The following is a 23,033-nucleotide window of genomic DNA, read 5'->3' on the forward strand; positions in this document are numbered from 1 at the left end:
TGAAAGGGACTTTAATAAGGGTGAGGAGTATACACGAGCCTTCTTCCTGGGGCGAACAAAGTTTTACATCAACCCGCCCAGGCTCTACACTGCGCGGTATTGAAACGAGGTAAAACAAGTCATGCGTGTACTGGGTATTGAAACATCCTGCGATGAAACCGGCATCGCCATTTACGACGACGAAAAAGGGCTTCTGGCCAACCAGCTGTATAGTCAGGTGAAATTGCACGCTGACTACGGCGGCGTCGTACCTGAACTGGCCTCTCGTGACCACGTGCGTAAAACGGTTCCCCTGATTCAGGCGGCGCTGAAAGAGGCCGGGTTGAGTTCAAACGATATCGACGCTGTGGCCTATACCGCAGGCCCGGGCCTGGTCGGCGCGCTGCTGGTCGGCGCGACGGTTGGCCGTTCGCTGGCGTTTGCGTGGGATGTGCCGGCGATCCCGGTTCACCATATGGAAGGGCATCTTCTGGCGCCGATGCTGGAAGAGAATCCGCCTGAGTTCCCGTTTGTGGCGCTGCTGGTCTCCGGCGGTCATACGCAGCTGATTAGCGTAACGGGGATTGGCAAGTACGAGCTGCTGGGCGAGTCGATCGACGACGCCGCCGGTGAAGCGTTCGATAAAACCGCCAAGCTGCTGGGTCTGGATTATCCGGGCGGCCCGATGCTGTCGAAAATGGCGTCGCAGGGAACGGAAGGGCGCTTTGTCTTCCCGCGTCCGATGACCGACCGTCCGGGGCTGGATTTCAGCTTCTCCGGGCTGAAAACCTTCGCGGCGAATACGATTCGCAATAACGATGACAGCGAGCAGACCCGCGCCGATATCGCCCGCGCGTTCGAAGATGCGGTGGTGGACACGCTGATGATCAAGTGCAAGCGCGCGCTGGATCAGACCGGCTTTAAGCGTCTGGTGATGGCGGGTGGCGTGAGCGCTAACCGCACGCTGCGCGCGAAGCTCGCCGAGATGATGCAAAAGCGTCGCGGGGAAGTGTTCTATGCCCGTCCGGAATTCTGCACCGACAACGGCGCGATGATCGCTTACGCCGGAATGGTGCGCCTGAACGCGGGCGCAACGTCCGACCTGAGCGTGTCCGTGCGTCCGCGCTGGCCGCTGGCGGAACTGCCGGAGGCGTAATCCCTCACCCTAACCCTCTCCCACAGGGAGAGGGTATTATGGCCCTACACCCGCAACATCCCTTTCTCTTCCAGAAACGCAATAATCGTCGCCAGACCGTCGCCCGCTTTCAGGTTGGTAAAGGTCCACGGGCGCTCGCCGCGCATGCGGTTGGTGTCGCGCTCCATCACCTCCAGCGACGCACCGACGTACGGCGCGAGGTCGGTTTTATTGATCACCAGAAAATCGGATTTGGTGATCCCCGGCCCGCCCTTGCGCGGGATTTTTTCCCCTTCGGCCACGTCGATCACGTAGATGGTCAGATCCGCCAGCTCCGGGCTGAACGTCGCGCTCAGGTTGTCTCCGCCGCTTTCCACGAAGATCAGATCCAGATTGCCGAACTTCTCGCTTAACGCCTCCACTGCCGCCAGGTTCATCGACGCATCTTCACGAATGGCGGTATGCGGGCAGCCGCCCGTTTCCACGCCGACGATGCGCTCCGGCTCCAGCGCGCCTGCCTCGGTGAGGATGCGCTGATCCTCTTTGGTGTAGATATCGTTCGTGACCACCGCCAGGTGATACGTGTCGCGCATCGCCTTGCAGAGCGCTTCCAGCAGCGCGGTTTTGCCCGATCCTACCGGGCCGCCCACGCCTACGCGCAGGGGATGTTTGTAATCAGCCATGTTGACTCCTCAGGAACGGAATAGTCGTGAATATTGGGTTTCGTGGCGCGCGGAGGCGATGGCGGACAGCGGCGTTGCTGCCCCCAGCGCGTCGTCGCTGCGCAAAAATGCCTGTTCAAGCCCGGCGGCGTAATGGTCGCCCAGTTCGATAATCAGCTGCTGCGCGGCCTGTTGCCCAAACGGCACCAGCTTGACGCCCGCCATCACCGCGCTCTCCATCCAGCTGTAGCCGAGGCTCAGCGCCAGCTCGCGCGCGCTAATGCCCCAGCGCACGCCGAGCCAGGCCATGCCGCAGAGCTGGCTTTGCATAAACAGCGGCAGCCATTCGGGCGGACAGTCAGGTTCCCAGTTCTTAATCAGCCGCGTAAACGCCGCTCCACGGTTGCGCTCCTCTTCGCGCAGCTCGCGCGTTTCCCGGCAGGCGAGAAGGTATGTCGTCCAGCGTTTTGCTTTTGTAAGAGAGCGTTGCTCACAGGCCTGATAAAGACGGATAAACAGCGGCAGATCGACGCAGAAAAAGCTCTGCTCCATCTGGTGGATTTGCCAGCGTTTGAACGCGTCGGCGTTGGTGACCCAGCCTGTCTCAACGGCCCACTCCAGCCCCTGCGACCAGGTAAACGACCCGACCGGCAGGCTGCTGCTGGAGAGCTGCATCAGGCGCAGCCTCTGGCGGGCGTGCTCCATCAGCTCATCAGCGCCAGCAGGGCAGAGACGATCAGCCCGCCGCCGAAGGTTTTACGCAGGCCGTCGTGACGGCGCAGCAGCAGCCCTGCGGCAAAGCTGGCGCACAGCACCGTGGCGCTGGCGAGCATAAAGCCGCTGGTGAGGAGCCAGAAGCTGTGGCCGGACATCTCCACGCCGTGCGCCCAGCCGTGGAACATCGCCAGGGCAGGCACCGCCAGCAGCAGGCGGTTTTCAGTTTTAAACATCATCACGCCGGATACCGCCAGCGAGGCGATAATCAGCATCTCCATACCGCTGAAGCCGCCGAGCAGGCTGCCCGCAATGGCGCCGACAAGCATCATCCCGAGGGTGGCAAACGGCAGCAGGAGTTTGCGACCGCTCAGCGCCGAGAGCACGCCTGCGCCCGCCAGCATCAGCAGGTGATCGAGCCCGGTCAGCGGATGAAGAAATCCTGCCTGGAAGCTGTCGGTGCCGTGGCCGGGATGCGCGAGCGCGGGAACGGAAAAAGCCAGCAGTAACAGCGGTAAATACTTGCGCATGATGGATCCTTAATGTGAATGAGCGTGAGAATGGCTGTGGCTGTGGGCATCGCTGGCGTAAGCACCCGCTTCCGGTTCAAACGGCAGGCTGGCGTAGGCCACTTCCAGCCCGAACTGGCGCAGCATGTCGTCGAGAACGTGGTCGTGGTGATAGCGCAGCTCGCCGGGCATGATCTGCAGCGGCACGTGGCGGTTGCCCAGGTGATAGCAGGCGCGGGCGAGCAGGAACGGATCGGCGCAGCGCACCACGGATACGGACTCCGGCGCGGCGATCACTTCGATGACCTCGCTGCCATCGTCGGTCGTCAGCAGGTCGCCCCCGCGCAGCAGCAGGCCGCGCGGCAGCATCAGCCCGGCTTCGCGTCCGTCGTTCAGCGCTACGCGGGCGCGGCTTTTCACCCGCACGTCAATCGGCAGCGTGACGCTGGCGGTAATCGGGTGCGCATGGTCCAGGCGTTGGGTTAAATAGATCATCATCACTCCTCAAAACAGGAAATAGCGTTGCGCCATCGGCAGAACGTCAGCCGGTTCGCTGGTTATCAGTTCATCGTCGACGCGCACCTCGTAGGTTTGCGAGTCCACGGTGATATTCGGCTGCAGGCCGTTGTGGATCATGTCCGCCTTTTTCACCGTCCGGCAGCCTTTCACCACCGCGGTGGCGCTCTGCAGGTTGAGCTGCTGCGGAATGCCGTTCGCACTGGCGGCCTGCGAGATAAACGTCAGTCGGGTAGCGTGGCGCGCGGCGCCCAGCGCGCCAAACATCGGGCGGTAATGCACCGGCTGCGGCGTGGGGATCGAGGCGTTGATATCGCCCATCGGCGCGCAGGCGATCATCCCGCCCTTGACGATGGTGGCGGGTTTGACGCCGAAGAACGCCGGAGACCAGACCACGAGATCCGCCAGCTTGCCCGCCTCAATCGAACCGACTTCATGGGCGATGCCGTGGGTGAGCGCCGGGTTAATGGTGTATTTGGCGACATAGCGCTTCACGCGGAAGTTGTCGTTATCGCCGGTCTCTTCCGGCAGGGCGCCGCGCTGGACCTTCATGCGGTGCGCCACCTGCCAGGTGCGGATAATCACTTCCCCGACGCGGCCCATGGCCTGCGAATCTGACGAGGTGAGCGAGAACGCGCCGATGTCGTGCAGCACGTCTTCAGCGGCGATGGTTTCACGACGAATGCGGGATTCGGCAAACGCTACGTCCTCGGCGATATCCGGATCGAGGTGATGGCAAACCATCAGCATGTCGAGATGCTCGTCGATGGTGTTCACCGTGTAGGGCAAGGTCGGGTTGGTGGAAGAGGGCAGAATATTCGGATGCGCGCAGGCGGTGATGATATCCGGCGCGTGGCCGCCGCCCGCGCCTTCGGTGTGGAAAGTGTGGATTGTGCGTCCGGCGATGGCTGCCAGCGTGTCTTCGACAAACCCGGACTCGTTCAGCGTGTCGCTGTGCAGCGCCACCTGAATATCCATCTCGTCAGCCACCTCCAGCGAGCAGTTAATTGCCGCGGGCGTCGCGCCCCAGTCTTCGTGGATCTTCAGCCCGATGGCGCCCGCGGCAATCTGCTCGCGCAGGGCGTCCGGGCTGGAGCCGTTACCCTTGCCGAGCAGGCCAATATTCACCGGCAGCGTATCGGCAGCCTGCAGCATGCGGGCGATATACCATGGCCCCGGCGTGCAGGTGGTGGCGTTGGTGCCCGCCGCCGGTCCGGTGCCGCCGCCGATCATGGTGGTGACGCCGGAAACCAGCGCCTCTTCCGCCTGCTGCGGGCAGATCCAGTGGATGTGGGTGTCGATCCCGCCGGCGGTAACGATCTTCCCCTCGGCGGCAATGACTTCCGTTGCCGCGCCAATCGGGATCGTCACGCCGGGCTGAATGTCCGGGTTCCCGGCTTTGCCGACGGCGAAGATCCGTCCGTCCTTGACGCCGATATCGGCTTTTACGATCCCCCAGTGATCGACGATCAGCGCGTTGGTGAGAACCAGATCCACGCAGCCCTCAGCGGTCATCTGCCCCTGGCCCATGCCGTCGCGGATCACCTTTCCGCCGCCGAACTTGACCTCTTCGCCATAGACCGTGAGATCGTCTTCCACTTCGATCCACAGCTCGCTGTCGGCAAGCCGCACTTTATCTCCGGTGGTGGGGCCGAACATATCGGCATACGCCCGGCGCGAAATCTCAGCCATGTTTCACCTCGCCCATCACCTCGCCGCGAAAGCCGAAAATGCGCTGCGCCCCCGTGACCTGAACCAGCGTCACTTCCCGCTTCTGGCCGGGCTCGAAGCGTACGGCGGTGCCCGCCGGGATGTTCAGTCGGTAGCCTTTGGAGGCTTCCCGATCGAACTTCAGCGCCGGGTTGACCTCGTAAAAGTGGTAGTGCGATCCGACCTGAATCGGCCTGTCGCCGTGATTTTCGACAACCACGCGTTGGGTTTCACGCCCGACGTTGAGGGCAATCGTTCCGGGCTGGATCTGGTATTCACCTGGGATCATCACGCGCTCCTTAGACGATCGGGTTGTGGACGGTGACGAGCTTCGATCCGTCCGGGAAGGTGGCTTCGACCTGAATATCCGGGATCATCTCCGGGACGCCCTCCATTACCTGGTCGCGCCTCAGGACGTGGCGGCCCGCCTCCATCAGCGAGGCGACGGTTTCGCCATCGCGCGCGCCCTCCATAATGAAGGCGCTGATCAGCGCGACCGATTCCGGGTAATTGAGCTTTACCCCGCGCGCAAGGCGGCGTTCGGCAACCAGCGCGGCGGTGAACAGCAACAGCTTGTCTTTTTCTCTGGGAGTCAGTTCCATAACGTTTCTCTTATGTCTGCCAGATACGCGGCGAACAGGCGATTTTGGTGGTGAGAAGCGGGCGAAGCGACTGCCAGATGTCGCGCATCACCCGCTGGCAAATCAGGTTGTCGTCGGAGAGAAAACGCACCGACAGCAGATCGTCAACGAGCGTTGCACCTGCATAATTTTCCAGCGGGGCGAGCCGTTCGCGCACCGCGTCGAGATGTTCTTCTTTGGCCGGATAGAACAGCAGCGTGCCGAGCCACGGACGTCCGGCGACGGGCGTGAGATCGCCGTCGCTAAGATGCTGACGCTCAATCAGGCGCGGCTCGTCATCTACCCACACCTCCAGGCGGCTCTCCAGCGTGCCGTGGCTGAATGTCTCACCGATCACCGGGCGGCCCAGGCAGTACAGCTCCCAAGCCAGCAGCGTGCTGGAGGCCTTCAGGTGGAAGGCGGAGCGCAGCGCGGCATTCGCGCCGGGGAAGATAATGGTGTCCTGCGGCAGCCACTCCAGGGTGGAATTTTCATCGAGGTAAAAATGCTGGTTCAGACGCGCCTGCGGGCCGCTGCTGCGATAGAACTTGCTCGCCCCGGGCATGGTGATGAGCGCGTGGCTTTTGGCGTCCAGCCGAACGGAAATGTCCAGCATATCGCCGCCCACAATCCCGCCGGGCGGGTGCAGCAGGTAAAGGTGGCAGGTTTCCCCTTCGGGGTAAAACGGACGTTGAACGGTGAGCGGCCCGACGTGGTGGGCGGAGTGCAGGAGGGTTTTCTCAGGGGTGTGACAAAACTGCAGGGCAAGCGACGCCTGCCAGCCTTTATACGTATTATCAGTGACCTGAGCTGCTAACATGCTGCATCCATTTCCACACCATCGGGATACGTTTCAGTATGCCCTGGCGGAAATGAAGGCTGTCATACGAGTCGCTTATGGATGGTCAGACAGGAGAAATACAAAAGCACGGCCTGGGCCGTGCTCTGTAGATGAATGACGATCCTACTTCAGGTGTTCATGCAACGCTGCACCTGCCTGCTCAAGGGCAACTTTCACCGTTGGCTCCTGGCTCAGCGGGTTAAGCAGGCCGTAGTCGTGGATCATGCCGTTATAGCGCGTGACGGTCACCAGGACGCCAGCCGCATCCAGTTTACGCCCGAATGCTTCACCTTCATCCCGAAGAACGTCCAGTTCCGCTGTCTGGATCAGCGTCTCGGGGAAGCCTTTCAGCTGCGCGGTGCTGGCGCGAAGCGGAGAGGCAAGGATATTGTTGCGATCGGCAGCGCTGGTGGTGTAGTTATCCCAGAACCATTTCATCATGTTTTTCGACAGGAAATAGCCATTTTCGAACTGGTTATACGAGGCAGTATCAAAGTTCGCATCGGTAACCGGCCAGAGCATGACGTTGTAGCGAATCTTTGGCCCATTGAACTGTTTGGCCTGCAGCGCCACCGAAGCCACCATGTTGCCGCCCACGCTGTTACCCACCAGACCCAGACGGCTACCGTCCACGCCAATTTCCTGACCGTGCCCGGCGACCCATTTTGTCGCTTCATAGGCCTGATTAATTGCTACCGGGAAATGGGCCTCAGGTGACGGAGTGTAATCGACGTAAACCGCAGCGGCACCCGAAGCGCGAACGAGGTCGCGGATTAAGCGTTCGTGGGTAGGGAAGTCACCCAGCACCCAGCCGCCGCCGTGAAAGAACATAAAGGCGGGGAGCGTGCCGCTGGCGTTTTCAGGTTTCACTATTTTCAGTTTTATCGCCTGGCCATTTACCTGGATCGTTTTTTCAGAGACCTGAGCGGGCGGCAGTTTTGCGCCTTGCTGTGCGCCAATCAGTACCTGGCGGGCCTCCTGCGGGGTCATCTGTTCCATTGGCTTACCCTTGCCGGAATTCAAAACATTAAGAAATGCCTGTACGCCTGCGGTCGGGGTTGGGGTATTGGTGGTTTGAGCGGATGCCGCAGCTGACGCGAAGACTGAAGAAACCAGGATGGCGGTTAGTGTTTTCATGGTAGTGCCTCTTTAAGCGAATTTGATCGGATGAGATAACTATGTAGTGCGCTACTTAGTTGTTGATATAATACTTGCGCGCAAGATACTTTTAGTCAAACATTATTTATAATTTTTTCAGGAAACCGATTCGGAGTTGATAGAAAAATGAAAGAAAACAAAACGCTAGATGATTTACTTTGCTTCTCGCTGTACTCGGTCACCAACGCGTTCGTTCGCCAGTATCGCCCCTTACTGCAAGAGATGGATCTAACCTATCCGCAATTCGTTGTTTTGATGGCGCTTTATGAGAAAGATAACATCCCACTTCGCGATCTCAGCGATAAGACATTTTTTGATTCGGGCACATTGACCCCGCTTGTACAAAAGCTTGAGGCAAAAGGATTTCTCAACCGTATCGCGGTTGTGGGTGATGAAAGGATGAAAAATGTTGTACTGACCGACAAGGCCAAAGACCTGAAGAAACGGGTGATGGCATTGCCGGACCAGATTCGCTGCAGCATGCGGATGAATGACGATGAGCTTGAGACGCTAAAAAAACTCTCCCGGACGCTGCTTGACGATTTATAAGAACCCTTCGGTGGGGTGAACCCACCGAAGTGATGTGTCGTTACCGGTAGTCCTCCGCATCCACATCATACCCGGACGGCTCCCAGCGGATTGCCAGCAGCGACGCCAGGCCGATAAACGGCGCCAGCGCAATCACCCAGAAGACGGCGGTATCCAGCGACGCCACCAGCAGCGGGAACAGAAACAGCGACAGCGTCGAGCTGCTGCGCATCAGCGTCTGGTTGAGGCCCACGCCCACGCCGCGCAGCGAGGTCGGGTAGCTCAGGGAGGCGAACGTCATGGTATGCGCGCCCGGGCCGAAGCCCTGACCGAACAGGAATAGTGCCAGCATCGCCACGGCGAGCACCCCTTCAGAGGCGCCTTCGGGGCGGCCAATGAGCGCCAGGCCCAGCAGCGCCACAAGCTGGCAGGCATAACCCGCAAGCGACATCCGCCAGGCGCCGAAGCGCGGCACGTAGCGTACCGCCAGCAGTCCGCCGACGAAGGCAAACAGCAGGTTAAGCACCAGAGAAATGAGTATGGTGGTGAGCATCGACTGGACAAAGAAGCTGGAGATGATCACCGGCAGACCAAACGCCACGGCGTTATAGGCAAACGACGAGACGACGGAAAGCAGCGTAGCGAGCGTCGTGCGGCGCAAGTAGATGCCGCGGAACAGGTTCAGATAATTTGACCATTTCGCTTTATTCACGACAGGTGCGGGCTGGCCGAGCGCGTCCTGCGGCACGTGGGCATTGATGTTATACGACTGGCGTAAAATCGACGCCGCCTCTTTCAGGTTGCCCTGATTCGCCGCCCAGACCGGAGATTCGCTCATATAGCGGCTGCGGATGGCGATAATCACCAGCGCGGGCACTGCGCCAAAGCCGAGAATCAAACGCCACAGCCAGTCGCTGTGGCTTTCCGGCAGCACGGCGTAGAAGAAAAGCACCAGCAGGTAGGAAATGCTGATGGCGGCATACCAGGTGGGGCACCACATCGCGACGCTGGAGGCCTTATTTCCGGGCCCTTTCAGCCTGGCGAACTCGCTTAAAAACGCCATCGCCACGGGAAGGTCGATCCCGACCCCCAGCCCCATCACAAAGCGGGCGCCCGCGAGCACATATTCGTTCGGGGCCAGCGCACAGGCGATCGCTGCCACCACGAAGAACACCATATCAGCCATAAAAACGCGGTAGCGCCCGATTTTATCCGTGAGGTAACCGCCGAGCAGCGCCCCGACAATGGCACCAAAGGTAATCGCCGAGGCCACCATACCGGTCCCGGCGGGCGTCAGGTTAAATTCGCGGGTGATGTCTTTAATGCCGAACGCCAGCGCGCCCAGATCGTAGGCATCGAGGAAAATACCGCCCAGCGCGATACTGACCACGATACGGGCGTTTGTCCGGCCCTGAGAGCCGTCATTAACGAGGCGTGATACGTCCGACGCGCTGCGCACCCACTGGATGTCGCCATCCGGGGTGCTTCCTGCCGTTGAAAGGGGAGTTGGTTCTGTGATTTCTGCCATTTTTCTTTTGTGTGGTTGTGTTGTGTCTCTAACAGTTACCACAGGCAGAAGGTGACCAAAATCACATTTGGCTATAAGGCATAACTAACCCTTCGGAGCGTCTTTTTTCTTTCTCTTGAGCTTCGTCCAGATTTTGGTCTCCTGACGACGCCACAGGCGCTGGATATTGTCGTGATGACGCAGCAGGATAAGACAGGAGAGCATCGACACCGGGAAGGTGAACTGGGGTTTGAACCACCAGACGTAGAACGGGGCGATCAGCGCGCTGACGATGGCGCCCAGCGACGAGTAGCCGCTAAGAAGAATGGTCAGAAGCCAGGTCCCGGCCATGACGCCGGTGAGATCCCAGCCGATAGGTGCAATCGCACCGAAGGCCGTCGCAACGCCTTTGCCGCCTTTAAAACCGAAGAATACGGGCCAGATGTGGCCAACGCAGGCAGCAATAGCAATGAGCCCCAGCCAGAACGGCGTAACGCCCAGCGCATAGGCGCCCCAGACGGGCAGCATCCCTTTCAGAACATCAAAAATCAAAACCGCTACGGCCGCTCCCTTGCCGCCAATTCGTAGTACGTTGGTCGCCCCCGGATTCCCGGAACCATTTTCACGCGGGTCAGGTAACCCGGCAATGCGGCAGACCAGAATGGCGCTGGAGATTGAGCCGCAAAGATAGGCGAGGAGGATCATTCCAGGCGCGATTGCACTCATAACGCTGTTCCGTTTTGAAAATGTATCTGTATTCTCAGCATCTGTGGATAATACGCATAATTCGCCGGAAGTGGTATCCGGTTTAGCCAAAAAGCAGGCAGGTCGTGATGGATATTGTATTTATAGAGCAACTTTCGGTAATCACCACGATTGGTGTTTACGACTGGGAACAGACCATCGAGCAGAAGCTGGTGTTCGATATCGAAATGGGATGGGATAACCGCAAATCGGCAAAAAGCGATGACGTGAACGACTGTCTGAGCTATGCCGATATCAGTGAAGCGGTCATCGCCCACGTTGAAGGTCAACGTTTTGCGCTGGTCGAACGGGTGGCGGAAGAAGTCGCAGAATTGCTGCTGAAAAAATTCAACTCACCGTGGGTGCGCATCAAGCTGAGCAAGCCGGGAGCGGTGGCGCGCGCCGCCAACGTTGGCGTCATTATTGAACGTGGCACAAATCTGAAAGGCAAGAATTAACGTCATAATTGCTAAACCATTTTAGGTTATACCGGTCTTAAAGCTGTATCTTTCACGGTAGCCGTTGGGGCGACCGTTTTTTTATATCTTTTTTAGGGGTTTATAGATGAGCGATATGCACTCGCTGCTGGTGGCGGCAATACTGGGTGTGGTCGAAGGATTGACGGAGTTTTTGCCGGTCTCCAGTACGGGCCATATGATTATCGTTGGCCATCTGCTGGGCTTTGAAGGCGATACCGCAAAAACGTTTGAAGTGGTGATCCAGCTGGGGTCTATTCTGGCGGTGGTCGTGATGTTCTGGCGTCGCCTGTTTGGCCTGATCGGCATCCATTTTGGCCGTCCGCCTCAGCACGAGGGGGCCGGTAAAGGTCGTCTGTCACTGATCCATATTCTGCTCGGGATGATCCCTGCGGTGGTGCTGGGCCTGGTGTTCCACGACGCCATCAAATCGCTGTTTAACCCGATTAACGTAATGTACGCGCTGGTGGTGGGGGGCTTCCTGCTGATCGCCGCGGAAGTGCTGAAGCCAAAAACGCCGCGCGCGGAAGGTCTGGACGATATGACGTATCGTCAGGCGTTTATCATTGGCTGCTTCCAGTGTCTGGCGCTGTGGCCGGGCTTCTCGCGTTCAGGCGCAACCATCTCCGGCGGGATGCTGATGGGCGTAAGCCGTTACGCCGCCTCAGAGTTCTCGTTCCTGCTGGCGGTGCCGATGATGATGGGCGCCACCGTACTCGACGTCTATAAGAGCTATCACTTCCTGACGGCTGGCGACATTCCGATGTTCGCCGTCGGCTTCATCACCGCGTTTATCGTGGCGCTGATTGCCATTAAAACCTTCCTGCAGCTGATTAAGCGTATCTCGTTTATTCCGTTCGCGATCTATCGCTTTATCGTGGCGGCTGCGGTGTACGTGGTCTTCTTCTGACCGATGGCCCTCAGTCTTTCGGCTGAGGGCAATGCTTTTCCTTCCAGTCCGACACCGCCTGAATTCGCCGTTTCGTGAGCTCTTCGCGAATTTCCGGCCCTTTGAATCCCGCTTCGACAACGTCCTTCGTGGGCACCGCTTTCGCTACGTCCCAGGCTTTGCGCAGTAAGCGTCCCTGCGGGTAATCGCACGCTTCAAACCCGGTACGACCGCGCACGTCAGCTTCGCTGGTGAGCGCGATTTGCTCGACGCGCTGGGGTTTACGCCAGGCGTCGATGTTATCGAAAAGCTTAACGATGGTGGCCGGTTTCAGAATAGGGAAGGTGTGGATCAGATCGTGGAACTCGGCCACCAGTTTCGCCAGATCGCGGATCTCGTTCGGCACGCGCAGACGCTGGCACAGCCCCTCGACCAGCTTCACCCCCGCCGGGCCGTGCCCGTGGTGGCGAGGCCAGAATTCTTTTGGCGTTAAGCCTTTGCCGAGATCGTGGCACAGGGTGGAAAAGCGCATGTCCACGTCAGGGCTGAGCATGGCCGCCATGCTCAGGGTCATCAGCGTGTGTACGCCGGTATCAATTTCCGGGTGCCATTTTGCCGGGGCGGGCACGCCAAACAGCGCGTCTATTTCCGGGAACAGCACCTTCAGCGCGCCGCAGTCGCGCAGGACCTGGAAAAAGACCTGCGGGTTGCGCGTGGTGAGGGCATTTTCCGTCTCTTTCCAGACGCGCTCAGGCGTCAGGTGTTCAAGCTCGCCCGCCTCGGTCATGGCGGTCATCAGCGCCATTGTTTCATCGGCAATCCGGAAGCTGAGATGGGCGTAACGCGCGGCAAAGCGCGCCACGCGCAGCACGCGGAGCGGATCTTCAGAAAACGCCGGGGAGACGTGGCGTAAAAGGCGGTTGCGCAGATCGTCCTGACCGCCATAGGCGTCAACGATCTGCCCGTCCTCGTCCTGCGCCAGCGCGTTGATGGTGAGATCGCGGCGCAGGAGATCTTGCTCCAGCGTCACGTCCGGCGCGGCATAGCAGGTGAAGCCCGTATAGCCCGAGCCCGATTTCCGCTCGGTACGCGCCAGGGCATACTCTTCACGGCTTTTCGGGTGAAGGAAAACGGGAAAATCGCGGCCTACCTGCTGGTAGCCCGCGTCGAGCATCTCTTCAGGGGTAGCGCCAACCACCACCCAGTCTTTATCTTTGACCGGCAGACCTAACAACGCATCACGTACCGCACCACCGACCAGATAACTCTTCACGCCCAACTCTCCCGTTTTCTCTTTTCCAGAATGATACGTAAGTCTGGCAGAGAAGACGAATTAGTTCATCCAGCGATCTTTACGCTTGCGGCTTGGGATCAGATGCGGCAGGACCAGACCCAGCACCAGACCCACGCCCAGCACGCCGCCGCCATACATAAACCACTGCATGATGATGGTGCGCTGTTTGTCGTCGAGCTGCAGATTAGCGGCATTCACTTTCTTCTGCGCGACAATCAGCTCGTTTTTCAGTTTCTGGTTCTCTTCTTTCAGACCGTTAATCACCCCGTCGCTTTGCGCCACTTTCTGCTGCATTTCAGCGGTGCGCTGGTTCCAGGTGCCGTCGATGTTGTTCAGCTTGTCGGTCAGGGTCTTCACCTGGTTTTCCAGATCGGGAACGCGCGTGCGCAGGCTTGGCACGGTGCTCAGCTCTTTCAGCGGGATCCAGGACGTACGGCCGGTACTGTCGCGAACCTGACCGTAATTGGTGTCCGCGTTGGTCTGTAACAGGGTGACTTCCTCGCCGGCATTCACCGTGCCCACGAGGCGATAATTATCTCCAGGGCCACTGCGTACCCAGGTGTTCAGTTCGTCAGAAACGTAACGCTTCTCTTCAGCGTGCACTGCGGTTGCGGCGCTAAAAGCGAGTAAAGTAAGTCCAATCAGGCGTAATTTAAGCATCATTAGTCGTTATTTTCATAAATAGTGGAACGATAGTAGTGGCAACAGTGTCTCTACGCAAAGCATTCGTCAGCAATCAGAATCATCTGTGTCACGACTCTATACATTTACGCCCGACAAATTGCTCATTGCATGGCAATTTGGCGCAAAATACTATGTACTGACAAACAAATGGCGAGGAAGTTCGCCCTCATTGACGCGTCTGTGACGCCCGCAAAAGTACAAGGCTATGGCACAAGAAATCGAATTAAAGTTTATCGTCGAAAAAGACAGCGTTGACGCACTCCGCCAGCATCTGCATACGCTTTCCGGCGAACACCATGAACCGGTACAACTGCTTAATATCTATTACGAAACGCCAGACAACTGGCTGCGCCGCCACGATATGGGGCTGCGCATCCGCGGCGCGAGCGGGCGCTACGAGATGACGATGAAAATTGCCGGCCGCGTGGTCGGCGGTTTACATCAGCGCCCGGAATACAATATCGACATCAGCAAGCCAGAACTTGAGCTGGAACGTTTCCCGACGGAAGTCTGGCCGGATGGCGAACTGCCTTCCACGCTGGCGGAACAGGTGCAGCCGCTGTTCAGCACTGATTTCTGGCGCGAAAAATGGCTGGTGACGGAAGGCAAAAGCCGCATCGAAATCGCCCTCGATCTGGGCGACGTGAAGGCGGGTGAGTGCCAGGAACCGATTTGCGAACTCGAGCTTGAGCTGCTGGAAGGGGACGCGAATGACGTGCTGAAGCTGGCGCGCAGGCTGGTGAACCAGTCCGGACTGCGTCAGGGAAGCCTGAGTAAAGCCGCGCGGGGTTACCATCTGGCCGCCGGAAATGCGCCGCGCGTGCTGAAAGAGACGACCATCCTGCACGTTGCGCCGAAAGCCAGCGTTGAACAGGGCCTGGAAGCCGCGCTGGAGCTGGCGCTTTCTCAGTGGCAATACCATGAAGAGCTGTGGGTGCGAAATGTGAAAAACGCGAAATCCCACGTGCTGGCGGCGATTGCCCTGGTGCGCCATACCCTGACGCTGTTCGGCGGTATTGTTCCTCGCAAAGCGAGCGCTCACTTACGTGACCTGCTGACGCAAACCGAAACGCTGATGCTCTCCGACGTATCGGCGCAAACGGCGATCTACAGCCCGCAAGCCGCTTCGGCAAAACTGGCGCTGACCGAGTTTCTGGTGACGCGCGGCTGGCGCGCCTTCCTGGATGCGAAAGCGGAGGCCAAAATCGCGGAAAACTTTAAGCGTTTCGCGGATATTCATCTTTCCCGTCATGCCGCCGAGCTGAAGAGCACCTTTGCGTATCCGCTCGGGGACCAGTATGGCGATCAGCTTCCCCGTCTGTCGCGCAACATCGACAGCATGCTGCTGCTTTCCGGCGCTTATGACGGCGTTAAAACCCAGGCCTGGCTGGAAAACTGGCAGGGGCTGAAGCATGCCATTGAAACCCGCCAGCATATTGAGATTGAGCATTTCCGTAACGAGGCCATTTCGCAGGAGCCGTTCTGGCTGCACAGCGGAAAACGTTAACTCTGGCAAGGAACCCCTATAATGCCGCTTTCTTCACCGTTACAGCAGCAGTGGCAGACCGTTTGCGAACGTCTGCCTGAGTCATTACCGGCGTCATCGTTAAGCGAGCAGGCGAAGAGCGTGCTCGCCTTCAGTGATTTTGTGCAGGAAAGCATCACCGCCAACCCGGACTGGCTGGCAGAGCTTGAGAACGCGCCGCCGCAGGCGGACGAGTGGCGGCATTACGCCGGCTGGCTGCAAACCGCACTCGAAGACGTTGCGGATGAAGCCACGCTGATGCGCGTCCTGCGCCAGTTCCGCCGTCGGGTGATGGTGCGCATTGCCTGGGCTCAGGCGCTGGAGCGGGTGAGCGAAGAGAGCACGCTGCAGCAGCTAAGCGAGCTGGCGCAAACGCTGATTGTCGCCGCGCGCGACTGGCTCTACGCCGCCTGCTGTAAAGAGTGGGGCACGCCGTGCAGCGAGGAAGGGGTTCCTCAGCCGCTGTTGATTCTGGGGATGGGCAAGCTGGGCGGCTGCGAGCTGAACTTCTCCTCCGACATCGACCTGATTTTTGCCTGGCCCGAGAACGGCTCCACGCGCGGCGGCCGTCGCGAGCTGGACAACGCCCAGTTCTTTACCCGCCTCGGTCAGCGTCTGATTAAGGCGCTGGATCAGCCGACGCAGGACGGTTTTGTTTACCGCGTGGACATGCGCCTGCGCCCGTTTGGCGACAGCGGACCGCTGGTGCTGAGCTTTGCCGCGCTGGAGGATTACTACCAGGAGCAGGGGCGCGACTGGGAGCGCTATGCGATGGTTAAAGCGCGGATTATGGGCGACAGCGACGACGCTTACGCCAACGAGCTGCGCGCCATGCTGCGCCCGTTCGTATTCCGTCGCTATATCGACTTCAGCGTGATCCAGTCCCTGCGTAATATGAAAGGGATGATCGCCCGTGAGGTGCGCCGTCGTGGTCTGAAGGACAACATCAAGCTCGGCGCGGGCGGCATCCGTGAAATCGAATTTATCGTTCAGGTCTTCCAGCTTATTCGCGGTGGTCGTGAGCCGTCCCTGCAGTCCCGCTCGCTTTTGCCGACGCTGAGCGCCATCGAGCAGCTGCACCTGCTGCCGGACGGCGACGCGCAAACCCTGCGCGAGGCCTATCTGTTCCTGCGTCGTCTGGAAAACCTGCTGCAAAGCATCAACGACGAACAGACCCAGACCCTGCCGGGCGATGACCTTAACCGGGCGCGCCTGGCCTGGGGCATGCGTGTGGACGACTGGGCGGCGTTAACCGAACGGCTGGATGCCCATATGGCAGGCGTGCGCCGCATCTTTAACGAGCTGATCGGTGATGACGAAAGTGAATCACCGGACGATGCCCTTTCCGAGCACTGGCGCGAGCTGTGGCAGGACGCGCTCCAGGAAGATGACACCACGCCGGTGCTGACGCACTTAACCGACGACGCCCGCCATCGCGTGGTGGCGCTGATCGCGGATTTCCGTCTTGAGCTGAACAAACGCGCCATCGGCCCGCGAGGTCGTCAGGTGCTGGATCACCTGATGCCGCACCTGCTGAGCGAGGTCTGCTCGCGGGCGGACGCGCCGGTGCCGCTGTCGCGCATGATGCCGCTGCTGAGCGGGATCATCACGCGTACCACGTATCTGGAACTCCTGAGCGAGTTTCCGGGGGCACTGAAGCACCTGATTACGCTCTGCGCCGCGTCGCCGATGGTGGCCAACAAGCTGGCGCGTTACCCGCTGCTGCTGGATGAGCTGCTCGATCCGAACACGCTGTATCAGCCCACGGCGACGGATGCCTACCGGGACGAGCTGCGTCAGTATCTGCTGCGCGTGCCGGAAGAAGACGAAGAGCAACAGCTGGAGGCGCTGCGCCAGTTTAAGCAGGCGCAGATGCTGCGCGTGGCGGCGGCTGACATCGCCGGAACGCTGCCGGTGATGAAAGTGAGCGATCACTTAACCTGGCTTGCTGAGGCGATCATCGACGCGGTGGTCCATCAGGCGTGGGTGCAGATGGTGGCGCGCTACGGCCAGCCGAAACATCTGGCCGAACGTGAAGGACGCGGCTTTGCGGTCGTGGGGTACGGCAAGCTTGGCGGCTGGGAGCTGGGCTATAGCTCCGATCTGGATTTAATCTTCCTGCACGACTGTCCGGTTGACGTAATGACCGACGGCGAGCGTGAAATTGACGGGCGCCAGTTCTACCTTCGCCTGGCGCAGCGCATTATGCATCTTTTCAGCACCCGCACCTCGTCGGGCATTTTGTATGAAGTGGATGCGCGCCTGCGTCCGTCCGGCGCGGCGGGCATGCTGGTGACCTCGACGGAGTCCTTCGCCGATTACCAGAAGAATGAAGCCTGGACGTGGGAGCATCAGGCGCTGGTGCGCGCTCGCGTGGTGTATGGCGATCCGCAGCTCAAAACGCAGTTTGACGTCATCCGTAAGGAGGTTATGACCACCGTGCGTGATGGCAGCACGCTGCAAACGGAAGTTCGCGAAATGCGCGAGAAAATGCGCGCGCATCTCGGCAATAAACACCGCGATCGCTTTGATATTAAAGCCGACGAGGGCGGGATTACCGATATTGAGTTCATTACCCAGTATCTGGTGCTGCTGCACGCCCACGACAAGCCGAAGCTGACGCGCTGGTCCGATAACGTGCGCATTCTGGAGCTGCTGGCGCAAAACGACATCATGGACGAGCAGGAGGCGCAGGCCTTAACCCGCGCCTATACGACGCTGCGCGATGAGCTTCACCACCTGGCGCTGCAGGAGCAGCCGGGGCACGTGGCGCTGGACTGTTTTGCTCATGAACGTGCTCAGGTAACGGCCAGCTGGCAGAAGTGGCTGGTGGAACCGTGCGTAACAAATCAAGTGTGATATTATCGCGCGCAAATTGTGAATCTTTCTGGAGTCAGGAATGAAAGTAACACTGCCAGAGTTTGAACGTGCTGGGGTAATGGTTGTTGGGGATGTGATGCTGGATCGCTACTGGTATGGGCCTACCAGCCGCATCTCTCCGGAAGCACCGGTACCGGTGGTTAAGGTCGACACCATTGAAGAGCGTCCCGGCGGCGCGGCAAACGTGGCGATGAACATTGCCTCTCTGGGCGCGCAGTCGCGTCTGGTGGGCCTTACCGGCATCGACGATGCGGCGCGCGCGCTGAGCAAGTCGCTGGCGGACGTGAACGTGAAGTGCGACTTCGTTTCTGTTCCGACCCACCCAACGATTACGAAACTGCGCGTGCTGTCGCGCAACCAGCAGCTGATCCGCCTCGACTTTGAAGAAGGGTTCGAAGGCGTTGATCCTGAGCCGCTGCACGAGCGTATCAACCAGGCGCTGGGCAATATCGGCGCGCTGGTGCTGTCCGACTACGCCAAAGGCGCGCTGGCGAGCGTGCAAACGATGATTCAGCTGGCGCGTAAAGCCAACGTGCCGGTGCTGATCGACCCGAAAGGGACCGATTTTGAGCGCTATCGCGGCGCGACGCTGCTGACGCCAAACCTCTCCGAGTTTGAAGCGGTGGCGGGTAAGTGCAAAACCGAGGACGAACTGGTTGAGCGCGGCATGAAGATCATTGCTGACTTCGAGCTGTCCGCGCTGCTGGTGACCCGCTCCGAGCAGGGGATGACGCTGCTGCAGCCGGGCAAAGCGCCGCTGCATATGCCAACCCAGGCGCAGGAAGTGTACGACGTGACCGGTGCCGGTGATACGGTGATCGGCGTGCTGGCGGCGACGCTGGCAGCAGGAAACTCGCTGGAAGAGGCGTGCTACTTCGCTAACGCCGCGGCGGGCGTGGTCGTCGGTAAACTCGGTACCTCAACCGTTTCGCCAATCGAGCTGGAAAACGCGGTGCGCGGTCGTGCGGATACCGGTTTTGGCGTCATGACCGAAGACGAGCTGAAGGTGGCCGTTGCCGCCGCGCGCAAGCGTGGTGAAAAAGTGGTGATGACCAACGGCGTGTTCGACATTCTGCACGCGGGCCACGTTTCGTATCTGGCGAACGCGCGCAAGCTGGGCGATCGCCTGATTGTGGCGGTTAACAGCGATGCATCGACGAAACGCCTGAAGGGCGAAACGCGTCCGGTGAACCCGCTCGAGCAGCGCATGATTGTGCTCGGCGCGCTGGAAGCGGTGGACTGGGTGGTGTCGTTTGAAGAAGATACCCCGCAGCGCCTGATTGCCGGCATTCTGCCGGACCTGCTGGTAAAAGGTGGGGATTACAAGCCGGAGCAAATCGCGGGTAGCGAAGAGGTCTGGGCGAACGGCGGCGAGGTGATGGTGCTCAACTTTGAGGACGGGTGCTCAACCACCAACATCATCAAGAAGATCCAGAAAGACAGTCAGTAAAAAAAAACGGGCCAGCTGGCCCGTTTTTTTCTCCCTCTCCCTGTGGGAGAGGGCTGGGGTGAGGGCATCAGGCCGCACTTACTCCTGGTCATCCACCGGTGGAATGGCCGGTGCCGGCTTCACTTCTTCCGGCGCATTGCGGTTTTCCAGCTCGCTCAGACGCTGTTCCAGCAGCGCCAGCTTCTCGCGGGTGCGCAGCAGAACCTGGGTCTGCACGTCAAACTCTTCGCGGCTGACTAAATCAAGGCGAACCAACTGCGCCTGGAGCGTCTGGCGGATTTTCTTTTCTACGTCATCACCAAATTCACGAATGCCTTTTGGCATAGATTCATGAACCTGACGCGCGATCTGCTCAATTTTTTTCGGGTCAATCATTGGCGTTTCCCTTGATGGAAAAGTGTTAGTGTCCATTGTAGCGCGTCATGCCCGGGGTAAACAAAATTGTTTGATGCTTATGCATTGCCCAGGATAATCAATAGCGTTATAGTTATCTCGCTTATTCTCAGGGCGGGGCGAAATTCCCCACCGGCGGTAAATCAGCGTGACGCTGAAAGCCCGCGAGCGCTTTGGGTGAATACTCAAAGGTCAGCAGATCCGGTGTAATTCCGGGGCCGACGGTTAGAGTCCGGATGGGAGAGAGTAACGATCAAGTCGGGCATGGGCCCGCTCACGTTATCTTTTTGCCGCTTATACGGCGCTCCTAAGACTGCCCTGATTCTGGTAACCATAATGTTAATGAGGTTTTTTTACCATGAATCAGACGCTACTTTCCTCTTTTGGCACTTCAACTCAACGTGTTGAACATGCACTGGATGCACTGCGCGAAGGCCGCGGTGTGATGGTGCTTGACGATGAAAACCGTGAAAACGAAGGCGACATGATTTTCGCCGCCGAAAACATGACCGTTGAACAGATGGCGCTGACCATCCGTCACGGCAGCGGCATCGTATGCCTGTGTATTACCGAAGATCGTCGTAAGCAGCTCGAGCTGCCGATGATGGTCGAAAACAACACCAGCGCCTTTGGTACCGGTTTTACCGTGACCATTGAAGCGGCGCATGGCGTGACCACAGGTGTGTCTGCGGCTGACCGTCTGACCACCGTACGTGCAGCGATTGCTGATGGTGCGAAGCCATCCGATCTGCACCGTCCAGGCCACGTCTTCCCACTGCGTGCGCAGGCGGGCGGCGTGTTGACCCGCGGTGGTCACACCGAAGCGACGATCGACCTGGTGACGCTGGCTGGCTTCAAACCTGCTGGCGTGCTGTGCGAACTGACCAACGATGACGGCACCATGGCGCGCGCGCCGGAATGCATTACCTTTGCCCGCCTGCACAACATGCCGGTGGTCACGATTGAAGATCTGGTTGAGTATCGCCAGGCGCACGAGCGCAAAGCCAGCTGAAAATAAAAACGCCGGGATATCCCGGCGTTTTTTTACCCGATTCCTGCGGTCTGCAGGAGAACCAGACTTAATCCCATTACCGACATTCCGCACAGCACGCCATAGCTGGGGTTGTTGTTAGGATCGATCTCCTTCGCCAGCGGCATCAGTTCATCCACCGAAAGCGCAACCATGATCCCGGCTACCGCGGCCATAATCGCCGCCATCACTACCGGAGAGACCAGACTACCGAGGATCAGCCAGGCCAGTACGCCGCCAAGGATTTCGGCCATCCCGGAAATCCCCGCCCAGAACACCGCGGTGCGTTTCGATCCCGTTGCGGCATACACGGGGCCGGCGACGGCCAGTCCTTCAGGAATATTGTGTAAGGCGACCGCCAGCGCGATGCCAAAGCCCATCTCAAGATTGCTGCTGGCCGTCACGTAGGTAGCGACCCCTTCCGGGAAGTTGTGCAGGCTGATGCCAAGCGTTAACAGCACGGCGGTACGCTTGATATTGCGCGGCATGGGCGTCACGTTTTTCTGCATTAAATCCTGAGGATGCGCGTGCGGTAGCATCCGATCGAGGGCAAAGTATCCCAGCAGGCCAAAGACAAACATGCCGTAGCCCAGCAGCGGAGACATGCCTTCTGTGCCCAACGCGGCAGGCAGCATCTCCATCAGGGAGATGAGCAGCATGATCCCGGCAGCAAAGCCCAGTGAAAAGGCCAGTACGCGGTTAGAGGGCTTTTGGCCGAGCACGCCGAGGAGCGCACCGATGAAGGTCGCGGCGCCCGCCAGTATGGTCAGGATCAGGGGGACTGACATGCATTGCTCCTTATGATAATCATTCTCATTAATATAAATGATTCATTTCTGGCAAAGCGAGGGTGAAAACCCGGCTTTACACATTCCTTACATTCAAATTTCCTGATGATGATCTTCACGCTTATCTGCGTTCATCTTTGCCGGATTGCGCGTAATGTAGCACCATTAAATTGACACCTTCTGTAAGGATATCACCAAGACTTCTTCCCGTATGCCAGCCCTGTTTTTAGGCCACGGTAGCCCTATGAACGTTCTGGAAGACAACGTCTATACCCGCGCCTGGCGTCATCTTGGCGAGACGTTGCCGCGTCCGAAAGCGATGGTGGTGGTGTCTGCACACTGGTTTACCCGTGGGACGGGCGTTACCGCCATGGAAGCGCCAAAAACCATTCATGATTTTGGCGGCTTCCCGCAGGCGCTGTACGACACGCATTATCCGGCCCCCGGCTCGCCTGAGCTGGCGCAAAAGCTGGTAGAGTTGCTGGCACCTGTCCCTGTGACGCTGGATAAAGAAGCCTGGGGCTTTGACCATGGCTCCTGGGGCGTGCTGATTAAAATGTATCCTGACGCGGATATCCCGATGGTGCAGTTGAGTATCGACAGCACTAAACCGGCGGCCTGGCATCTGGAGGTGGGGCGCAAGCTGGCAACCCTGCGTGATGAAGGTATCATGCTGGTTGCGAGCGGCAACGTGGTGCATAACCTACGTACCGCACGCTGGCACGGTGAGAACACGCCGTACCCGTGGGCAACCTCTTTTAACGACTACGTTAAAGCGAACCTGACCTGGCAAGGCCCGGCTGAGGAGCATCCCCTGGTGAACTATCTGGATCATGATGGCGGTTCGCTCTCTAACCCGACGCCGGAACACTTCCTGCCGCTGCTGTACGTTCTTGGCGCGTGGGATGGTCAGGAGCCGGTGACGATCCCGGTCGACGGTATTGAGATGGGTAGTCTGAGTATGCTGTCGGTGCAGATTGGGTAATAAAAGCAAAACGGCA

24 protein-coding genes and 1 riboswitch are annotated in these 23,033 nt (G+C 59.0%); of the genes, 9 read left to right on the plus strand and 15 right to left on the minus strand.

What is annotated here, in order from left to right; translation table 11 throughout:
- Positions 1 to 121 precede the first annotated feature (121 nt).
- Complete coding sequence (tsaD, locus tag FOY96_RS02890; protein WP_029741753.1) at positions 122 to 1,135, plus strand: tRNA (adenosine(37)-N6)-threonylcarbamoyltransferase complex transferase subunit TsaD; 1,014 nt, start codon at positions 122 to 124, stop codon at positions 1,133 to 1,135.
- A 44-nt stretch (positions 1,136 to 1,179) separates the two neighbouring features.
- On the opposite strand, the gene ureG is transcribed toward tsaD, so the two are convergent.
- The 9 genes from ureG to FOY96_RS02935 all read right to left on the minus strand — a co-directional run bounded on the left by ureG (position 1,180) and on the right by FOY96_RS02935 (position 7,823).
- Positions 1,180 to 1,797, minus strand: coding sequence for an urease accessory protein UreG (gene ureG, locus FOY96_RS02895; protein ID WP_014071813.1), 618 nt, complete (start codon positions 1,795 to 1,797; stop codon positions 1,180 to 1,182).
- 9 nt (positions 1,798 to 1,806) lie between these two features.
- A complete protein-coding gene (locus FOY96_RS02900; protein ID WP_143346472.1) occupies positions 1,807 to 2,481 on the minus strand; it encodes an urease accessory protein UreF in 675 nt (224 codons plus the stop codon).
- Complete coding sequence (locus tag FOY96_RS02905; RefSeq protein ID WP_143346473.1) at positions 2,481 to 3,020, minus strand: HupE/UreJ family protein; 540 nt, start codon at positions 3,018 to 3,020, stop codon at positions 2,481 to 2,483. The genes FOY96_RS02900 and FOY96_RS02905 overlap by 1 nt, the downstream gene beginning before the upstream one ends.
- A 9-nt stretch (positions 3,021 to 3,029) precedes the next feature.
- Positions 3,030 to 3,494 (minus strand): urease accessory protein UreE, encoded by a 465-nt coding sequence (gene ureE, locus FOY96_RS02910; protein ID WP_032640519.1) that lies wholly within the window; start codon positions 3,492 to 3,494, stop codon positions 3,030 to 3,032.
- 9 nt (positions 3,495 to 3,503) lie between these two features.
- Entirely contained in the window at positions 3,504 to 5,207 is a 1,704-nt protein-coding gene (gene ureC / locus FOY96_RS02915; protein ID WP_143346474.1) for an urease subunit alpha, read from the minus strand.
- Entirely contained in the window at positions 5,200 to 5,514 is a 315-nt protein-coding gene (locus FOY96_RS02920; RefSeq protein ID WP_143346475.1) for an urease subunit beta, read from the minus strand. Before FOY96_RS02920 ends, ureC begins: the two co-directional genes overlap by 8 nt.
- A gap of 10 nt (positions 5,515 to 5,524) precedes the next feature.
- The gene (locus FOY96_RS02925; protein WP_006811999.1) at positions 5,525 to 5,827 is read right to left on the minus strand and encodes an urease subunit gamma; all 303 of its coding nucleotides are present in this window, start codon (positions 5,825 to 5,827) and stop codon (positions 5,525 to 5,527) included.
- A 10-nt stretch (positions 5,828 to 5,837) separates the two neighbouring features.
- On the minus strand, positions 5,838 to 6,665 hold the full coding sequence (locus FOY96_RS02930) for an urease accessory protein UreD (RefSeq protein ID WP_143346476.1): 828 nt from the start codon (positions 6,663 to 6,665) through the stop codon (positions 5,838 to 5,840).
- A 144-nt stretch (positions 6,666 to 6,809) separates the two neighbouring features.
- Positions 6,810 to 7,823: an alpha/beta hydrolase gene (locus FOY96_RS02935; RefSeq protein ID WP_143346477.1), complete on the minus strand. Its 1,014-nt coding sequence runs from the start codon at positions 7,821 to 7,823 to the stop codon at positions 6,810 to 6,812.
- A gap of 147 nt (positions 7,824 to 7,970) precedes the next feature.
- On the opposite strand from FOY96_RS02935, the gene FOY96_RS02940 reads away from it, so the two are divergent.
- Entirely contained in the window at positions 7,971 to 8,393 is a 423-nt protein-coding gene (locus FOY96_RS02940; protein ID WP_045356087.1) for a MarR family winged helix-turn-helix transcriptional regulator, read from the plus strand.
- A gap of 40 nt (positions 8,394 to 8,433) precedes the next feature.
- On the opposite strand, the gene FOY96_RS02945 is transcribed toward FOY96_RS02940, so the two are convergent.
- Together FOY96_RS02945 and plsY are read right to left on the minus strand one after the other, a co-directional pair.
- On the minus strand, positions 8,434 to 9,900 hold the full coding sequence (locus FOY96_RS02945) for an MFS transporter (protein WP_143346478.1): 1,467 nt from the start codon (positions 9,898 to 9,900) through the stop codon (positions 8,434 to 8,436).
- 84 nt (positions 9,901 to 9,984) lie between these two features.
- Positions 9,985 to 10,605 (minus strand): glycerol-3-phosphate 1-O-acyltransferase PlsY, encoded by a 621-nt coding sequence (gene plsY / locus FOY96_RS02950; protein WP_023309216.1) that lies wholly within the window; start codon positions 10,603 to 10,605, stop codon positions 9,985 to 9,987.
- A gap of 107 nt (positions 10,606 to 10,712) precedes the next feature.
- Here plsY and folB point away from each other — a divergent pair, with 107 nt between their 5' ends.
- Complete coding sequence (folB, locus tag FOY96_RS02955; RefSeq protein ID WP_045888206.1) at positions 10,713 to 11,081, plus strand: bifunctional dihydroneopterin aldolase/7,8-dihydroneopterin epimerase; 369 nt, start codon at positions 10,713 to 10,715, stop codon at positions 11,079 to 11,081.
- Between the two features lie 106 nt (positions 11,082 to 11,187).
- Positions 11,188 to 12,009, plus strand: a complete 822-nt coding sequence (bacA, locus tag FOY96_RS02960; RefSeq protein WP_023333446.1) for an undecaprenyl-diphosphate phosphatase — start codon at positions 11,188 to 11,190, stop codon at positions 12,007 to 12,009.
- Positions 12,010 to 12,019: 10 nt separating this feature from the next.
- Here the strand turns inward: bacA and FOY96_RS02965 are convergent, their stop codons facing one another.
- Positions 12,020 to 13,261 carry a multifunctional CCA addition/repair protein gene (locus FOY96_RS02965; protein ID WP_143346479.1) on the minus strand — a complete coding sequence of 414 codons (1,242 nt, stop codon included), beginning with the start codon at positions 13,259 to 13,261 and terminating at the stop codon, positions 12,020 to 12,022.
- A 60-nt stretch (positions 13,262 to 13,321) separates the two neighbouring features.
- On the minus strand, positions 13,322 to 13,942 hold the full coding sequence (locus FOY96_RS02970) for a TIGR04211 family SH3 domain-containing protein (RefSeq protein ID WP_024906484.1): 621 nt from the start codon (positions 13,940 to 13,942) through the stop codon (positions 13,322 to 13,324).
- A gap of 229 nt (positions 13,943 to 14,171) precedes the next feature.
- Here FOY96_RS02970 and FOY96_RS02975 point away from each other — a divergent pair, with 229 nt between their 5' ends.
- Genes FOY96_RS02975 through hldE form a run of 3 tightly spaced genes read left to right on the plus strand, consistent with a single transcriptional unit; the run spans position 14,172 to position 19,821 of the window.
- Positions 14,172 to 15,473 (plus strand): CYTH domain-containing protein, encoded by a 1,302-nt coding sequence (locus FOY96_RS02975; protein ID WP_045888205.1) that lies wholly within the window; start codon positions 14,172 to 14,174, stop codon positions 15,471 to 15,473.
- Positions 15,474 to 15,494: 21 nt separating this feature from the next.
- The gene (glnE, locus tag FOY96_RS02980) at positions 15,495 to 18,350 is read left to right on the plus strand and encodes a bifunctional [glutamate--ammonia ligase]-adenylyl-L-tyrosine phosphorylase/[glutamate--ammonia-ligase] adenylyltransferase (protein WP_143346480.1); all 2,856 of its coding nucleotides are present in this window, start codon (positions 15,495 to 15,497) and stop codon (positions 18,348 to 18,350) included.
- A 40-nt stretch (positions 18,351 to 18,390) separates the two neighbouring features.
- The gene (gene hldE, locus FOY96_RS02985; protein ID WP_048979123.1) at positions 18,391 to 19,821 is read left to right on the plus strand and encodes a bifunctional D-glycero-beta-D-manno-heptose-7-phosphate kinase/D-glycero-beta-D-manno-heptose 1-phosphate adenylyltransferase HldE; all 1,431 of its coding nucleotides are present in this window, start codon (positions 18,391 to 18,393) and stop codon (positions 19,819 to 19,821) included.
- Positions 19,822 to 19,899: 78 nt separating this feature from the next.
- Here the strand turns inward: hldE and ubiK are convergent, their stop codons facing one another.
- Positions 19,900 to 20,196: a ubiquinone biosynthesis accessory factor UbiK gene (gene ubiK, locus FOY96_RS02990; protein WP_028014454.1), complete on the minus strand. Its 297-nt coding sequence runs from the start codon at positions 20,194 to 20,196 to the stop codon at positions 19,900 to 19,902.
- Positions 20,197 to 20,315: 119 nt separating this feature from the next.
- Positions 20,316 to 20,466, plus strand: a riboswitch (FMN riboswitch).
- Between the two features lie 106 nt (positions 20,467 to 20,572).
- Between ubiK and ribB the strand changes: the two genes are divergently transcribed.
- Positions 20,573 to 21,226, plus strand: a complete 654-nt coding sequence (gene ribB, locus FOY96_RS02995) for a 3,4-dihydroxy-2-butanone-4-phosphate synthase (protein WP_010435670.1) — start codon at positions 20,573 to 20,575, stop codon at positions 21,224 to 21,226.
- A 32-nt stretch (positions 21,227 to 21,258) separates the two neighbouring features.
- Here ribB and zupT read toward each other — a convergent pair whose 3' ends face one another.
- Positions 21,259 to 22,032 (minus strand): zinc transporter ZupT, encoded by a 774-nt coding sequence (zupT, locus tag FOY96_RS03000; RefSeq protein ID WP_033146665.1) that lies wholly within the window; start codon positions 22,030 to 22,032, stop codon positions 21,259 to 21,261.
- Positions 22,033 to 22,243: 211 nt separating this feature from the next.
- Between zupT and ygiD the strand changes: the two genes are divergently transcribed.
- Entirely contained in the window at positions 22,244 to 23,017 is a 774-nt protein-coding gene (ygiD, locus tag FOY96_RS03005; RefSeq protein WP_143346481.1) for a 4,5-DOPA-extradiol-dioxygenase, read from the plus strand.
- The last annotated feature ends 16 nt before the right edge of the window (positions 23,018 to 23,033 follow it).

This window comes from Enterobacter asburiae, assembly GCF_007035645.1.
Taxonomy (GTDB): Bacteria; Pseudomonadota; Gammaproteobacteria; order Enterobacterales; family Enterobacteriaceae; genus Enterobacter; species Enterobacter asburiae_B.

Excerpts from the sequence above, each read along its gene's own strand:
- bacA (WP_023333446.1), top strand. The coding sequence starts at position 11,188 with ATGAGCGATATGCACTCGCTGCTGGTGGCGGCAATACTGGGTGTGGTC.
- ribB (WP_010435670.1), top strand. The coding sequence starts at position 20,573 with ATGAATCAGACGCTACTTTCCTCTTTTGGCACTTCAACTCAACGTGTT.
- ureE (WP_032640519.1), bottom strand. The coding sequence starts at position 3,494 with ATGATCTATTTAACCCAACGCCTGGACCATGCGCACCCGATTACCGCC.
- hldE (WP_048979123.1), top strand. The coding sequence starts at position 18,391 with ATGAAAGTAACACTGCCAGAGTTTGAACGTGCTGGGGTAATGGTTGTT.
- FOY96_RS02970 (WP_024906484.1), bottom strand. The coding sequence starts at position 13,942 with ATGCTTAAATTACGCCTGATTGGACTTACTTTACTCGCTTTTAGCGCC.
- FOY96_RS02920 (WP_143346475.1), bottom strand. The coding sequence starts at position 5,514 with ATGATCCCAGGTGAATACCAGATCCAGCCCGGAACGATTGCCCTCAAC.
- FOY96_RS02975 (WP_045888205.1), top strand. The coding sequence starts at position 14,172 with ATGGCACAAGAAATCGAATTAAAGTTTATCGTCGAAAAAGACAGCGTT.
- FOY96_RS02925 (WP_006811999.1), bottom strand. The coding sequence starts at position 5,827 with ATGGAACTGACTCCCAGAGAAAAAGACAAGCTGTTGCTGTTCACCGCC.
- FOY96_RS02940 (WP_045356087.1), top strand. The coding sequence starts at position 7,971 with ATGAAAGAAAACAAAACGCTAGATGATTTACTTTGCTTCTCGCTGTAC.
- FOY96_RS02945 (WP_143346478.1), bottom strand. The coding sequence starts at position 9,900 with ATGGCAGAAATCACAGAACCAACTCCCCTTTCAACGGCAGGAAGCACC.
- ubiK (WP_028014454.1), bottom strand. The coding sequence starts at position 20,196 with ATGATTGACCCGAAAAAAATTGAGCAGATCGCGCGTCAGGTTCATGAA.
- plsY (WP_023309216.1), bottom strand. The coding sequence starts at position 10,605 with ATGAGTGCAATCGCGCCTGGAATGATCCTCCTCGCCTATCTTTGCGGC.
- ygiD (WP_143346481.1), top strand. The coding sequence starts at position 22,244 with ATGCCAGCCCTGTTTTTAGGCCACGGTAGCCCTATGAACGTTCTGGAA.
- ureG (WP_014071813.1), bottom strand. The coding sequence starts at position 1,797 with ATGGCTGATTACAAACATCCCCTGCGCGTAGGCGTGGGCGGCCCGGTA.
- zupT (WP_033146665.1), bottom strand. The coding sequence starts at position 22,032 with ATGTCAGTCCCCCTGATCCTGACCATACTGGCGGGCGCCGCGACCTTC.
- FOY96_RS02905 (WP_143346473.1), bottom strand. The coding sequence starts at position 3,020 with ATGCGCAAGTATTTACCGCTGTTACTGCTGGCTTTTTCCGTTCCCGCG.
- tsaD (WP_029741753.1), top strand. The coding sequence starts at position 122 with ATGCGTGTACTGGGTATTGAAACATCCTGCGATGAAACCGGCATCGCC.
- FOY96_RS02930 (WP_143346476.1), bottom strand. The coding sequence starts at position 6,665 with ATGTTAGCAGCTCAGGTCACTGATAATACGTATAAAGGCTGGCAGGCG.
- glnE (WP_143346480.1), top strand. The coding sequence starts at position 15,495 with ATGCCGCTTTCTTCACCGTTACAGCAGCAGTGGCAGACCGTTTGCGAA.
- ureC (WP_143346474.1), bottom strand. The coding sequence starts at position 5,207 with ATGGCTGAGATTTCGCGCCGGGCGTATGCCGATATGTTCGGCCCCACC.
- folB (WP_045888206.1), top strand. The coding sequence starts at position 10,713 with ATGGATATTGTATTTATAGAGCAACTTTCGGTAATCACCACGATTGGT.
- FOY96_RS02935 (WP_143346477.1), bottom strand. The coding sequence starts at position 7,823 with ATGAAAACACTAACCGCCATCCTGGTTTCTTCAGTCTTCGCGTCAGCT.
- FOY96_RS02900 (WP_143346472.1), bottom strand. The coding sequence starts at position 2,481 with ATGGAGCACGCCCGCCAGAGGCTGCGCCTGATGCAGCTCTCCAGCAGC.